General features: G+C 71.1%; 12 protein-coding genes and 2 pseudogenes. 5 read left to right on the top strand and 9 right to left on the bottom strand.

Annotated features, from left to right (window positions below; translation table 11 throughout):
- Window positions 1-11: 11 nt before the first annotated feature.
- Both AB0I83_RS22560 and AB0I83_RS22565 read left to right on the top strand, forming a co-directional pair.
- Window positions 12-1,073: an aminotransferase class V-fold PLP-dependent enzyme gene (locus AB0I83_RS22560; protein WP_356841334.1), complete on the top strand. Its 1,062-nt coding sequence runs from the start codon at window positions 12-14 to the stop codon at window positions 1,071-1,073.
- 274 nt (window positions 1,074-1,347) lie between these two features.
- Window positions 1,348-1,809, top strand: a complete 462-nt coding sequence (locus AB0I83_RS22565) for a GNAT family N-acetyltransferase (protein ID WP_363305886.1) — start codon at window positions 1,348-1,350, stop codon at window positions 1,807-1,809.
- A 117-nt stretch (window positions 1,810-1,926) separates the two neighbouring features.
- Here the strand turns inward: AB0I83_RS22565 and AB0I83_RS22570 are convergent, their stop codons facing one another.
- The 3 genes and pseudogenes from AB0I83_RS22570 to AB0I83_RS22580 form a co-directional block, all read right to left on the bottom strand.
- A complete protein-coding gene (locus AB0I83_RS22570) occupies window positions 1,927-2,421 on the bottom strand; it encodes a hemerythrin domain-containing protein (RefSeq protein ID WP_356841335.1) in 495 nt (164 codons plus the stop codon).
- Between the two features lie 145 nt (window positions 2,422-2,566).
- Window positions 2,567-2,788, bottom strand: a pseudogene (locus AB0I83_RS22575) (IS5/IS1182 family transposase); the annotation flags it as partial.
- Between the two features lie 62 nt (window positions 2,789-2,850).
- Window positions 2,851-2,997 (bottom strand): annotated as a pseudogene (locus AB0I83_RS22580) (transposase); the annotation flags it as partial.
- A gap of 899 nt (window positions 2,998-3,896) precedes the next feature.
- Here AB0I83_RS22580 and AB0I83_RS22585 point away from each other — a divergent pair.
- Window positions 3,897-4,829 carry a hypothetical protein gene (locus AB0I83_RS22585; RefSeq protein WP_363305878.1) on the top strand — a complete coding sequence of 311 codons (933 nt, stop codon included), beginning with the start codon at window positions 3,897-3,899 and terminating at the stop codon, window positions 4,827-4,829.
- 80 nt (window positions 4,830-4,909) lie between these two features.
- Here the strand turns inward: AB0I83_RS22585 and AB0I83_RS22590 are convergent, their stop codons facing one another.
- The 6 genes from AB0I83_RS22590 to AB0I83_RS22615 all read right to left on the bottom strand — a co-directional run bounded on the left by AB0I83_RS22590 (window position 4,910) and on the right by AB0I83_RS22615 (window position 10,710).
- Window positions 4,910-5,920: a VOC family protein gene (locus AB0I83_RS22590; protein WP_363305879.1), complete on the bottom strand. Its 1,011-nt coding sequence runs from the start codon at window positions 5,918-5,920 to the stop codon at window positions 4,910-4,912.
- A gap of 102 nt (window positions 5,921-6,022) precedes the next feature.
- Window positions 6,023-6,916, bottom strand: coding sequence for an ectoine hydroxylase (gene thpD, locus AB0I83_RS22595; RefSeq protein WP_363305880.1), 894 nt, complete (start codon window positions 6,914-6,916; stop codon window positions 6,023-6,025).
- A 3-nt stretch (window positions 6,917-6,919) separates the two neighbouring features.
- Window positions 6,920-7,318: an ectoine synthase gene (locus tag AB0I83_RS22600; protein WP_099176037.1), complete on the bottom strand. Its 399-nt coding sequence runs from the start codon at window positions 7,316-7,318 to the stop codon at window positions 6,920-6,922.
- A gap of 62 nt (window positions 7,319-7,380) precedes the next feature.
- Window positions 7,381-8,643, bottom strand: a complete 1,263-nt coding sequence (gene ectB, locus AB0I83_RS22605; RefSeq protein ID WP_356538062.1) for a diaminobutyrate--2-oxoglutarate transaminase — start codon at window positions 8,641-8,643, stop codon at window positions 7,381-7,383.
- 98 nt (window positions 8,644-8,741) lie between these two features.
- Window positions 8,742-9,200 (bottom strand): diaminobutyrate acetyltransferase, encoded by a 459-nt coding sequence (gene ectA, locus AB0I83_RS22610; protein ID WP_356538060.1) that lies wholly within the window; start codon window positions 9,198-9,200, stop codon window positions 8,742-8,744.
- A 403-nt stretch (window positions 9,201-9,603) separates the two neighbouring features.
- Window positions 9,604-10,710 (bottom strand): aminotransferase class V-fold PLP-dependent enzyme, encoded by a 1,107-nt coding sequence (locus AB0I83_RS22615; RefSeq protein ID WP_356841343.1) that lies wholly within the window; start codon window positions 10,708-10,710, stop codon window positions 9,604-9,606.
- A 103-nt stretch (window positions 10,711-10,813) separates the two neighbouring features.
- Between AB0I83_RS22615 and AB0I83_RS22620 the strand changes: the two genes are divergently transcribed.
- On the top strand, window positions 10,814-11,914 hold the full coding sequence (locus tag AB0I83_RS22620; RefSeq protein ID WP_356841344.1) for an amidohydrolase family protein: 1,101 nt from the start codon (window positions 10,814-10,816) through the stop codon (window positions 11,912-11,914).
- A 319-nt stretch (window positions 11,915-12,233) separates the two neighbouring features.
- On the top strand, window positions 12,234-13,352 hold the full coding sequence (locus AB0I83_RS22625; RefSeq protein WP_363305881.1) for an SCO1860 family LAETG-anchored protein: 1,119 nt from the start codon (window positions 12,234-12,236) through the stop codon (window positions 13,350-13,352).
- Window positions 13,353-13,403: the final 51 nt, after the last annotated feature.

Below are 13,403 nucleotides of genomic sequence, written 5' to 3' on the forward strand. Positions count from 1 at the left end.
GGCTGGGACGCATGGAGACGTCGAAGATCCACCTGGTCACGGCCGCCGAGTTCGCACCGGAGGCCACGTACCTCAACACGTCGAGCTACGGTCTGCTGCCCCGGCGGACCGTCGAGGCCGTCAAGGCGCTCGCCGACGACAACGCCTCGGGCCGCCGGGCCGGTGCGGGCGGTTTCGACGCGGTGGACGGCGCGCGGGCCGGGTTCGCCCGGCTCGCCGGTGTCACCCCGGACCGGGTCGCCGTCGGCGGCTCGGTCGCCGCCCATGTGGGGCTCGTCGCCGCCTCGCTGGAGCCGGGTGCCGAAGTCCTGGCCCCGGAGGGTGAGTTCAGCTCGGTCGTCAGCCCGTTCGCGGTCCGGGGCGACCTGAGGATGCGATACGTCCCGCTGGAGGAACTGGCCGCGTCCGTGCGGCCGGAGACCGCAGTCGTCGCCTTCTCGGCCGTCCAGTCCGCCGACGGCAGGGTCGCCGACCTGGACGCGGTCCGGGCGGCTGCCGGTGCGCACGGCGCCCGGACCCTGCTGGACGCCAGCCAGTCGGCCGGCTGGCTGCCGCTGGACGCCGGGGCGTACGACTACACGGTCACCGGGGGCTTCAAGTTCCTGCTCTGCCCCCGGGGAGCCTCGTTCCTGACCGTGACCGAGGAGGCGCAGCAGACGCTGCCCTCGCTCTACGCGGGCTGGGTGTCGGCGGAGGACCGCTGGAACAGCACGTACGGGCCCGTCGGCCAACTGGCCTTCACCGCGAGGCGGTTCGACGAACCGGTCGCCTTCCTCTCGTACCACGGGGCGGAACGGTCCCTGGAGCTGCTGGCGGAGATCGGGGTCGACGCGCTGCACGCCCACGCCACCGGGCTCGCCGCCCGCTTCCGCGCCGGGCTGGCCGGCATCGGGCACGAGGCGGTCCCGGGTGGGTCGGCGGTCGTCGCCGTGCCCGGACTGGGCAGCCGGGAGGCCGAACTCGCGCGGGCGGGGGTCAGGATCTCGGACCGGGCCGGGAACCTGCGCGCGGCCTTCCACCTGTACAACACCGAGGCCGACGTCGACCGGGCGCTGGACGTGCTCTCGGGCTGAGACCACGGCCTGAACGGCGCCGGACCGCCACCGCCACCGGACCCCGCTCCCTGGTCCGGTCTGATCCGCCCGGCATCACGCGGTACGGCACCGTCCGTCAGGTCGAGGTCGACTGGACCCGGGTTGGCGGAGCCCGGGGCGGGAGGCCGCGGGCCGGGGCGCGCACCGGCCCGCGTGGCAGACTTCCGCCGTGAACGACGACACGACGCACGGCACGACGCACGGCCTACGGATCAGGCCCGGTGGCCCGGCAGACGCACCCGCCGTCCTGGACATGCTCGACTCCGCCGTTGCCTGGATGAACGCCCGTGGCAACACCGAACAGTGGGGGACGACCCCGTACTCGCAGACGTCCGGCGGCGCCGCGCGGGTCGAGCGCTACACCACACAGAACTCGCCGTACATCGCGGAGCTGGACGGCGCACCCGCGGGTGCGATGGTGCTGGACTCCGGGCCCAGCCCGCAGATGCCGATCGCCGCGGCCGGGGAACCGGAGCGGTACGTGCGCCTCCTGGTCTCCGACCGCCGGCACGCGGGTCTGGGCATCGGTGCGGCACTGCTGGCCCGCGCCGTGGAGGAGACCCGGCGGGCAGGCGTGGATCTGCTGAGGGTCGACTGCTGGGCGGGCGGCGGGGGCGGACTCGTCGCGTTCTACCAGCGCAACGGCTTCGTCCCCACGGACACGTTCCTGTCCGGGACCTGGCCGGGGCAGGTGCTGGCCCGGCGGGTCGGCTGACACCGAAGCCGGGACCGCCCCCACGGCCTCGCCCGTCGGGTCCCGGGTCCCTGGGGCGGTCACCGCGCCCCGGGGACCCGGCGGTCCGACGCCGTGCACCGCTGCGAACAGCGGCGTTCAGTGCGCCTCGACCGTCCTGCGGACGCTGTCGACGCTCCCGCAGCCGGCCTTCAGGTGCTTCTCCCGGTCACGGAGGAAGACCGCACCCAGCTCGGTCCGGCGCTCGTCCGGCACGTTCTCCCGGGCTCCGTTGAGGATCGTGCGCTCCTCCTCGTCGAGGTGGTGCGTGATGGCCTTCACGAGCTCTTCCAGCTTCTCGTCCCAGTCGTCGGAGCCGACCTCCTCCACCTCCATCAGGGCGAGGAGCGCCTCGTTGCCTTCCTGGTGCTCCTCCACCCCGTGGTCCACCTCTTCGTCGTCCACGTTCCGGAACCGCTTGAGCGCCGGATACACCTCGGTCTCCTCCGCCTCTCCATGGGCGACCAGGAGTGCGGCGAACTCCTTCAACGCCGACTCCCGGTCCTCCTCGACACTCCGCATCCGCCGCAGGAGTTCCTCCATGGTGCGGTGGTCCTCGAGAATCGCGGCTACCACGTCACGCGCTTCGGACACTTCGAGCTCCTCTTGTCGGCCGATGCTCCGCTGCTACCCCCGGGACGGGCGGACAAGCGGAGCCGGCCACGGCGATGCCCGGCGCCGCCCGCGAGCCCGGCCTGATCCGAACAAGAGCCCTACGGGACAGTCCTTGGAAGTCATCTCATTTGGTGAGTCTGCGGTAGCAGATGAGGGTGCAGGCGATGCTGGTGAAGGCGAGGAAGTGGTCGGCCTTGCGTTCGCAGCGTCGGTGGAGGCGGCAGCCGGCGAGCCAGGCCATGGTGCGTTCAGCGGTCCAGCGGTGGCGGCCCAGTCTTTGTGAGGACTCGACTCCCTTGCGGGCGATGCGGTGGGTGATGCCGCGCTCGCGTAACCGTCGCCGCAGGTCACCCGGGCCTTCGACCACTCGGAGAAACGACGGTGAGCCGTCGCCCCTGAGGGGCCGAACGACGCCGACGGCACCTGCTGCCAGGTACAACCCGACGTGGCCACGAAGACGATCGCGGCCGGCACTTCCCGGTCGCCGCGCCGACGCCGACCACCGCCCTGAGGCCGCGACGGCGCCTCCGGCACCAGCCGCTCGACGATCCCCACCGTGACTCACAGAATAACTGCGTCACCCAAATGAGATGGCCTCTCAAGGGTTCGTCACTTCTGCCGGCCGGGCTGACCGGTGGTCTTCGTTCAGAGGCACCGTCAGGTGTTCTTCCTACGAGGTCTGTTCACCTTCGTTGTGCCTTCGGGAGGCCGAGCGATCCTCCTCGAGCAGGCACACGATACGGTTTGCCTCGCATCCATCGGCCGCAGGACTCGAAGGCATCATTCACCGTGCCCGCGGGGACGGGCGCGTATGGCGGGAGGCCACCTGCGTGCTGTTCTCGGCTGGGCCCGCTGTGACGCCCGAGGGGCGGGGACTGTCGCCGACGGGCACTCCGTGGCTCTGCCTGCCGCGCGATGCCGTCCCCGCCAGTTGTCACCCGGAGGAGCCCATCACCATGCCCCAGCACGAAGAGGCGGCGGCCGAGCGGAAAGACCCGACCCCTCAGAAGGGTGGTGCCGGCCTTCCGGACCGGGTTCCTGCGCCGGAGTCGAGTGAGCGGGATCCTGCGGCCGGATCCATGCCCGCCTCCGCTCCGGAACCGAGGGGCGGAGTGGCCGGAACCGAGGTCTCGGCTGCCGGTACCGTCAGCACCGAAGGGCCTGTGCAGCCGAAGAAGCCCAGGGTGGGCACGGTGGCGGCCGAGGGCACCGCGAAGGCCGGGAAGCCTGTGGAATCAGAGGAATCAGGGCAGTCCGAAATAGCCGTGAATGTCGGAGGGGGCAGGGATGCCGGAGGGGCCGGAGTTGCCGCCGGGGCCGCGCCGGTCGGGGCGTCCCTGGTCTCCGAGGACGTTGGGCGGCCGGCCACGGCAGCCATCGGCGCCGATGGTGACGGGGCGCAATCCAGCCCCGCAGCAACAGGTGCGGACGGCGGCGCACCCGCTCCCGAGGAAGTGGGCCGCCCCGGTAAGGCCCTACTGGCAGCCGCGGCGATCGTCGGTGTCCTGCTTGTCAGTATCCCCTTCCTGATCGCCGTCGGTGACGACGGGGACGGTAGGCGCCCCGGTGCGAGCGAGGTCCCCGGCACGGTGCTCGGGGGCGGCACGGGCGCGCCCGGATCCTTCACTGCGGCCTCACCCGATGCCCAGCGGGACGGCGGGGCCACGGTCCGGGGCAGCGGCGCGGAGGTGTCCGGCCCGGGCTCGGACGAAGCCGGCTCCCCGGCGGGAGGAGACATCCCGGAGAAAGAGGCGAAGGGCGGGGCCGGCGAGCCCGGAACGGGTACCGCACCCGCCTCCACCGCGGACAAGCCGACTCCGGAATCCGGCACCTCGTCCCAGGCACCGAAGGCGCAGGCCGCCTCCACCGTCGTGTACACGGGGGTCGTGGGCCACGGTTGTCCCGTCCCGTCCGGTGGCGGCCACAAGCAGGTCAACTACTTCAGCGATGGCACAGCGGGCTGGTACACCCGGTCGACCGGAGCCTGGACAGGTGACGGGTGCAACGGCAGTTACGCTGCGGTACCCATGTCCGGTTCCACGGCCACAGACGCCAAGAGCAGGGTGATGTGGTGGTGGCGGCCAGGCACCGGAGCGCGTACGTGCCAGATCTCCGTGTTCATCCCGCACAGCAACACAACCCTGTACGTGGGAGGGCACCCCTCCACTTATCACGTGCTGGTCGACGCCAACGACCGGTCGACGAAGTACAGCAGCTTCACCGTCAACCAGGCCGGTCTGCGCGGTCAGTGGGTCAACGCCGGCACGTTCCCGGTGAAGGGCTTCACCATCGGCGTGAAGCTCCTCGACCGGGGTGACGACTCGTCCAGCGGTTGGGGCAAGGCCCATCACGCGGCCGCGCAGATGAAGGCAACCTGCCGCTCCTGAGCGGCCGGCCCTTCCTCGCCTTCACCAGCATCGCCTGCACCCTCATCTGCTACCGCAGACTCACCAAATGAGATGACTTCTCAGTCGAGCGGCGCGCCGTGCCACTTCCAGGACGTGACACGGTCGCGGCCCGGCAGGTCCGCGCGGCCGGTCGACCAGAGCAGCACGCCCCACCGGTCCGCGTCGTCCGGGGCGTCCGGGAAGAGCCGGGCCAGCACCCGGTCGCAGAGGTCCCGGGGCGGGGCCCAGGGGAGGGACAGCCCGGTGGCCACGTCATGCGTGTGCACCAGGGTCTCCACGATGCCCATCGCGGCGAAACCCTCCGGGTCGGAGAGCCCGAACACGTGGTGGGAGCGCACGTCGGCGGGGGTCGTCCGCACCATGGCCGTCAGCAGGGCCCCGCTCGCCTCGAGGGACTCGAGCAGCCCCGCTGGTCCGGCCGCCGCATCGGCGAAGACCGAGTTGGCAGGGCCGCCCTCGCGCCGCGGCGCGTAGTGGTACGACACCTCACGGTCCTGCGGCGGCCTGCGCGGGCCGAGCTGGACGGCGTACGCGAAGAGGTCGTCACTCAGGTGCTCGACGGTCTCCCAGCAGGTCCACTCCAGGGTCCCCGCCGGCCTCCGCCAGTCGTCCGCCCCCGCCTGTTCGAAGGTGTCGACCGCGAGCCGGACCGCCGACGTCACGTCGTCGGCGGTGAGGGGCAGCCGGGTGCCGGTCAGCGCGGCCCGTTCGCCGGCGCCGCACTCCACGCAGAACTCGTTGCCCTCGGGGTCGGCCATGGTCGCCCAGCCCCGGCCGTTCGGCTTGCGGTGGTCGCCCACCAGCGTGGCGCCCAGCGCGAGCAGCCGCTCGACCTCCTCGTCACGGGTCCGGTCCTCGGGGCGCAGGTCGAGGTGGATCCGGTTCTTCGTGCTCTTGGGTTCGGGTACCGAGACGAAGAGCAGCGCGCCCCGGGGCGTCTCGACCAGCGCCTCGGGGTCACCGGGCTCGTCGTCGTCGGATACCGGGCAACCGAGTGCACCGGCCCAGAACAGGGCCAGTTCGTAGGCGTCGGAGCAGTCGATGGTGATGTGCTGTACGAGCGAGGTCATGGACCGTACTCTCTCCGGCGGCGGGGAGCGCGGTCCAGCGAGTTGCACGCCGAAGGGGCGGGACGCACCGCGTCCCGCCCCTCGACCCACCGTCGTACGCCCCTACTTCACCGGGGTGAAGTCGCGCGCCCCGATGAACTCGGGCCGGCGGACCGGTGCCGAGAAGGGCTCCTGTGCCGTGTTCTCCACGCTGTTGAACACGATGAAGACGTTGCTCCGCGCGTACGGGGTGATGTTGTCCCCCGAGCCGTGCATGGCGTTGCAGTCGAACCAGGTCGCCGAACCGGCCTTGCCCGTGAAGAGCTTGATGCCGTGCCGGTCGGCCAGCTTCGTCAGGACCTCGTCGGACGGGATGCCGGCGTCCTGCATCTGCAGGGACTTCTTGTAGTTGTCCTTCGGCGTCTCGCCCGCACAGCCGACGAACGACTTGTGCGAACCGGGCATGATCATCAGCCCGCCGTTGGTGTCGAAGTTCTCGGTCAGCGCGATCGACACGGACACGGTCCGCATGTTCGGCAGGCCGTCCTCGGCGTGCCAGGTCTCGAAGTCCGAGTGCCAGTAGAAGCCCGAGGCCCCGAAGCCCGGCTTGACGTTGATCCTCGACTGATGCACGTACACGTCGGAGCCGAGGATCTGGCGGGCGCGGCCCACCACACGCTCGTCGGCCACCAGCTTCGCGAAGACCTCGCTGAGCTTGTGGACCTCGAAGACGGACCGCACGCTCTGCGACTGCGGCTCGATGACCGACCGCTCGTCGGCACGGACACCGGGGTCGGAGATCAGCCGTGCCAGCTCCGCCTGGTAAACGGCCACCTCGTCGGGGGTGACGAGCTGGTCGACGGTGAGGAAGCCGTTCTCCTCGAAGCCCTGGAGGTCCTTCGCGGTGACCGGACCCGGCGCGCCCGGCGCGGACCAGATGACCGGGTCCTGGCGGGGAGTGGTCATCTCGGCGGCGCCGCGCGAGGGGTACAGGTCGGCGCGTACATCGGTGGTCATGGTTCAGCCCTCCTCTGTCAAAAGCGGGTACACACCGTTCTCGTCATGGTCCTCCCGTCCGGTGACGGGGGGGTTGAAGACGCACACGCAGCGGAAGTCGGTCTTCGGCCGCAGGGTGTGGTGCTCGTGCCCGTTCAGCAGGTACATCGTTCCGGGGGAGATCCAGTGCTTCTCGCCGGTCTCGTCGTTGGTGAGCTCGGCCTCGCCCTCGGTGCACAGCACGGCCTCGATGTGGTTCGCGTACCACATCGACGTCTCCGTGCCGGCGTACAGCACGGTCTCGTGGAGCGAGAAGCCCACCTTCTCCTTGGCGAGCACGATGCGCTTGCTCTCCCAGGTACCTGAAGCGGACTTGATGTGCCGGTCGGTGTTCTCGATGTCACTGAAAGATCGGACGATCACGGTGCGATGGTGCCTTTCTCTTCTGTCCTGCTCATTGGTGCCTGCGCGGGGGAGTACCCCGCTCAGGCGGTCTCGCGGACGGAGCGGGCCAGCGTGCGCAGGCCCTCGTCCAGCTCTTCGGGGGTGATGGTCAGCGGCGGCAGCAGCTTCACGACCTCGGACTGCGGGCCGGAGGTCTCCAGCAGCATGCCCAGCTCGAAGGCGCGGGCGCAGACCGCGGAGGCGCGCGCGGGGTCGGTGAACTCCAGGCCCCAGACCAGACCGCGGCCACGGAACTGCGCGGTCGCGTCCTCGGCGCAGATCGCCAGCAGCGTCTGCTCGACCTGCTCGCCGCGGGCCAGGGTCTGCTTCTCCATCTGGCCGTCCGCCCAGTAGGCGTCGAGCGTGGCGGCGGCGGTGACGAAGGCCGGGTTGTTGCCGCGGAAGGTGCCGTTGTGCTCGCCCGGCTCCCAGACGTCGAGCTCGCCCTTGAAGAGGCAGAGCGACATCGGCAGGCCGTAGCCGCTGATCGACTTCGACAGCGTGACGATGTCCGGGACGATGCCGGACTCCTCGAAGGAGAAGAAGCCGCCGGTCCGGCCGCAGCCCATCTGGATGTCGTCGACGATCAGGAGCATGTCCTGGCGGTGGCACAGGTCCTGCAGCGCCCGCAGCCACTCGGCACGGGCGACGTTGATGCCGCCCTCTCCCTGCACGGTCTCCACGATCACGGCGGCCGGCTTGTTGAGGCCGGAACCCTGGTCCTCCAGGAGCCGCTCGAACCAGAGGAAGTCGGGGATCTTGCCCTCGAAGTAGTTGTCGAACGGCATCGGGGTGCCGTGCACCAGCGGGATGCCGGCGCCGGCCCGCTTGAAGGCGTTGCCGGTCACGGCGAGCGAGCCGAGCGACATGCCGTGGAAGGCGTTGGTGAACGAGACGACCGACTCGCGGCCCTTGACCTTGCGGGCGAGCTTCAGCGCCGACTCGACGGCGTTCGTGCCGGTCGGGCCGGGGAACATCACCTTGTAGGGCAGGTCGCGGGGGCGCAGGATGACGTTCTCGAACGTCTCGAGGAAGGCCCGCTTGGCGGTCGTGGCCATGTCCAGTCCGTGGGTGATGCCGTCGCGCTCGATGTAGTCGATCAGCGCGCGTTTCAGCACCGGGTTGTTGTGGCCGTAGTTGAGCGATCCGGCACCGGCGAAGAAGTCGAGGTACGAGTGGCCGTCCTCGTCCGTGAGCCGGGCGCCCTGCGCACGGTCGAAGACCGCGGGCCAGCTGCGGCAGTAGCTGCGTACTTCCGACTCAAGGCTTTCGAAGACACTCAGGGCGGGCGGGGTGATGGTCACAGCGAATCTCCTGCTCGAGGGGGGTGTGACGGGCGGCGGGTCAGGCATGCCCCGGGGAAGGCCGCGCCCGGGCGGGGCGCGGAGGGGCGCTGGAGGCCCTAGAACGGACCGATGCGGTACAGCACTTCCGGCAGGTGCGTGTCCTCGGGGAACAGCGCGCCCTCGAAGAGCACCTCGTGCTCCAGCGGCACGTCGTGCCGCTGCGCGAAGGAGGTGAACAGCCGGTCGGAGGCCGTGTTGTCCGGGGTGATGGTCGTCTCGACCGAGGCAAGACCCTGCTCGGAGGCCACGCGGGCGGTCAGCGCGTCCAGCAGCTCGGCGGCCAGTCCCTTGCCGCGGTGGGCACTGTCGACTGCGACCTGCCAGACGACGAGCGTCTCGGGGCGGTCGGGGCGGATGTACCCGGTCACGAAGGCGATCGGGTCGCCGTTCTCGTCGCGGGCGACCACTGAGGTCTCCGCGAAGTCACGGCACCACAGCAGGTAGCTGTACGAGGAGTTGAGGTCCAGCACCTCGGAGTCGCGGGCGATGCGCCAGAGCGCGGCTCCGTCCTCCACTCGCGGGGTGTCGATTCTGAGGAATTCGCTTCGGGCACGGGCAAAATCTGCTGGTGCGGCGGTCATGCGAATTGAATTTACCCAGCAAAAAGGAAAATTGCATCGTCGCAAGGGGTTGGGTCAAGGGGTCTGCTGTGTTATCACGCGGGCGCGGGCCGACCGCGATCCGGTGGAGATTCGAGAGTATTTGTCCTGAATTTATCGGTCATAACGGAACCTCTGTTGAGTCGGTCACATAGTTGTAACTCCTGTGACACGCGTTCGGATTGTGTGGAGCCGACTTGCGGGAAGTCCCGTGTTTAGGGATGCGAGAAGCGGGAAGAAGAATGTGGGGAGCTACGCCGGATAAAGTAGCTCCCCTTTTATGTGTGCCGAACCGGCCGAATATGCGCCGGAATTCAATTCAGCTGTTCGGCCAGGTTTCCCGCACGGCCTCGTGGGCAGCATGGGGATCGGTCTCCCGGCCGGCGTCCGCCAGTGCGGTGCCGAGGGCGGCCAGCGAGGAGAGCACCGCCTCACGCGTCGCGTCCCCGCCGTAGTGGTTGACCCGGATCATCTCCTTGGACAGCGCCCCGCCACCCGCGATCAGCGGCAGCGACGGGTCGGCCGCGAGGGCGCGGGCGACCACGGCCGCGGCGTCCACCCCCGCGGGTACGCGCAGCGTCGTCGCGACCGGCGCCGCGTCACGGGCGTCGTGGACGTACGGCTCCAGCCCGCCGCCGAGCGCCGTGGCACCCGCCCGGGTCGCCGCCGCGGCCGACGCGTGCCGTGCCGTCACGGTGTCCAGGCCGTCCGCCTCGATCCGCTCCAGGCACGCCTCCAGGGCCAGCATCTCCAGTTGCGCGGGAGCGTGCGGCAGCGCCGCCCGGCCGCCGTCGATCCAGCGTGCCTTCCAGTCGAGCAGCGAGAGGTACGACTGACGCGGGGCCCGCGGGTTGGCGGCCATCCGCTCCCACGCCCGCGGGCTCACGGACACCGCCGAGACCCCGGCCGGCCCGCCCATAGCCTTCTGCGCGCCGATGACGCACAGGTCCACGCCCCAGACGTCCGGCAGCAGTGGCTCCGCACCCACCGACGCGACGGCGTCCAGCATGAACAGCGCCCCGTGCGCCCGCACGACCTCACCGATCGCGGCGACCGGGTTGGTGTTCCCGGTGGCCGCCTCGGCGTGCACCAGCGACACGAAGTCGATCTCCGGGTGCTCGGCCAGCGCCCGCTCGACCTGCTCGGCCGTGACCGCCGAGTGGAACGGCACCGCCAGGTCGACGACCTCGGCGCCGCAGTCGCGCAGCCAGTTGCCGAAGGTCTGGCCGTACGGTCCGGTGACGATGTTCAGCGCGGTCGAGCCGGGGCGCGCGCCGCCCCGGATGCAGCCTTCCAGGGGCAGCAGCGCCTCGCCCTGCGTGATGACGACGTCCTGCCCGGTGGCGAGGAGGTCGGCCACCCGCCTCTCGATCGCCGCGAAACGAGCGGCGGTGAGCGGGGCGAGGTCGAGGAACGGGTGCGTCACTGTGGTGCTCTCTTCGGGTCGGCCGGTGCGCTGTCAGCGCCTGCGTCGAGGGTACCCAGCACCTCCTGGAGCCCTGCCGGGACGGCCTCGTACAGTGCTGTGCATGAGCGATCACGAGGTGGCGCCGGTGCTGCGGATCAAGGGGCGGGTGCTCGTCGGACCCGACGAGGTGAGGGACGGGCTCTGGGCCGTCGGCGGGCGCGTCACCTACGAGCGGCCGCCCGGCGCCGACGACGCCGTGACGCTCACCGGATGGGCGCTCCCCGGTCTGGTCGACGCGCACTGCCACGTCGGCCTCGACCACCAGGGGCCCGTGGACGCGGCGACCAGCGAGAAGCAGGCACTCACCGACCGGGAGGCGGGCACGTTGCTCATCCGGGACGCGGGATCGCCCTCCGACACCCGGTGGACGGACGAGCGCGAGGACCTGCCGAAGATCATCAGGGCCGGCCGGCACATCGCCAGGACCCGGCGCTACATCCGCAACTACGCCCATGAGATCGAGCCCGGCGACCTCGTCGCCTACGTCGCGCGGGAGGCCCGCCGCGGCGACGGCTGGGTGAAGCTCGTGGGTGACTGGATCGACCGGGACGCCGGGGACCTGACCGCGTGCTGGCCCCGCGGTGAGGTCGAGGCCGCCATCGCCGAGGCGCACCGGCTCGGCGCCCGGGTCACGGCCCACTGCTTCGCCGAGGCGGCGCTCCGTGACCTGGTGGAGGCCGGCATCGACTGCGTCGAGCACGCGACGGGGCTGACCGAGGACACGATCCCGCTCTTCGCGGAGCGGGGGGTGGCGATCGTCCCCACGCTGGTCAACATCGCCACGTTCCCCGACCTCGCGGAGGCCGGGGAGTCCAGGTTCCCGCGCTGGTCCGCCCATATGCGACGGCTCCACGCGAACCGCTACGACACCGTGCGCGCGGCGTACGACGCGGGCATCCCGGTCTTCGCCGGTACGGACGCCGGCGGTTCGCTGGCCCACGGGCTGATCGCGGACGAGGTCGCCGAGCTGGTCGAGGCGGGCATCCCGCCGCTGGACGCGCTCTCCGCCACGGCCTGGGGCGCACGGCGCTGGCTGGGCCGTCCGGTGCTGGAGGAGGGCGCTCCGGCGGACCTGGTGCTCTACGACGAGGACCCGAGGGCGGACGTGAGGGTGCTCTCGTCCCCGCGCAGGGTGGTGCTCAACGGACGGGTGACCGGCTGACGCGGGTTGACCCTCGCGCGGGTGCCGTGTTGACCGGCGGTGACTCCTGGGCCGGTTCCTCGTTGAGGGCGCCTCCTCCTCCCGTTCTACGGGCCTGACAGGCGCCCTCCCGGGGTGAAAGGGGTGACCCCGAGGAACTCCTGCGCTACCGGATTCGAATACCCGCGCGGAAACCCCTCTTTGGAGTGAACTGACTTCGGGTGTCCGTCAGTTCACTCTCCGTGCGTAAAGATTCACGGAGTCGAGGCCGCCGGTGCCCGCGATGTCCCCCATTGGACGGCGCCGGCGGCTCCATGTCTCTTGTGGGGGTTCCACCATCTTGAACAGCAACACCTTCCGCCTGGCCGCCCTGGCGGTCGCAGCCGCTCCCGTCGCCCTGCTCGTCGCCGTCCCCGCGCACGCAGCCGACGCGACGGCCCCGGCCACCCCGGGACGCGGCCACGGAAAGGCGAGCGCGGTCGTGCTCCGCGCCGGGCTGGACGTCTCACTCCTGAACAAGTCGGTCCGGGTGCCGCTCACCACCACGCTCAACGAGGTGCACGCGCCCGCGAGCGCGGAGAAAACGGCGCTCACCGTCGAGCTCGACAGCGTCGACAAGGGCCGTCCCGTCCACCTGCTGAAGGCGGAGGCGGCCAGGGCGGACGCCACGGTGGACGGGCACCGGGCACGGGGGTACGCCAACCTCGCCGAGGCCCGCGTCCACCTGCCCGGACTGCCGCTGCTCTCGCTGATCGAGGTCCGGAAGGTCACATCCGAGGCACGCTGCCAGGTGGGCAGGAAGCCCGTGGCGGAGTCCCAGGTGCTCGGGCACGTGACGGTGCTCGGCAAGCGGGTCCGGCTCACCTCGGGCGGCACCACCGAGGTCCGGGTGCCCGGGGTCGGTGAGGTGGCCCTCGACCTGTCGAAGACCGCGACCACCACGCGGACGGCGGCCGCGACGGCGCTCCGGCTCGGGGTGTCGGTGAACCCGCTGAATCTGAACGTCGCCGAGGTGGAGGGCGAGATCACACTGGCCGAGGCGACGTGCGAGACGCCGAAGGGCGGTGGCTCAGGGAACGGAGGCTCGCACAACGGCGGTTCGGGCGACGGCGGATCCGAGGACGGGGGCTCGGGGAACGGCGGCTCGGACGACGGGGGCTCCGCCGGCACCGGCGGCCCGACGGGCGGCGACGACGGGTCCGGTGACACGGGGGGCTCCGGCGGCACGGGAGGATCCGGTGAGACCGGCGGTACGGGCGGAAGCGGCACCGGCGGCGAGGAGCACCCCGTCGAGGTGAAGCCGCAGACCGGTTCCGAGCCGGTCCGCGCCTCCGGCACCGGAGACCTCGCGGAGACCGGCTCCAGCTCCTCCACGCCGTACATCGCGGGGGGTGCCGCCCTGCTCCTGGCGGCCGGGGCGGGGGCCACGGTCGCCGCTCGCAGGCGCGCCCGGGGCTGACCGCCCCGCCGAGCACTCCCCGCGAGGGGTGCGGTGTCCGCGGACACCGCA

The organism is Streptomyces sp. NPDC049970, from assembly GCF_040660235.1.
Classification (GTDB): domain Bacteria; phylum Actinomycetota; class Actinomycetes; order Streptomycetales; family Streptomycetaceae; genus Streptomyces.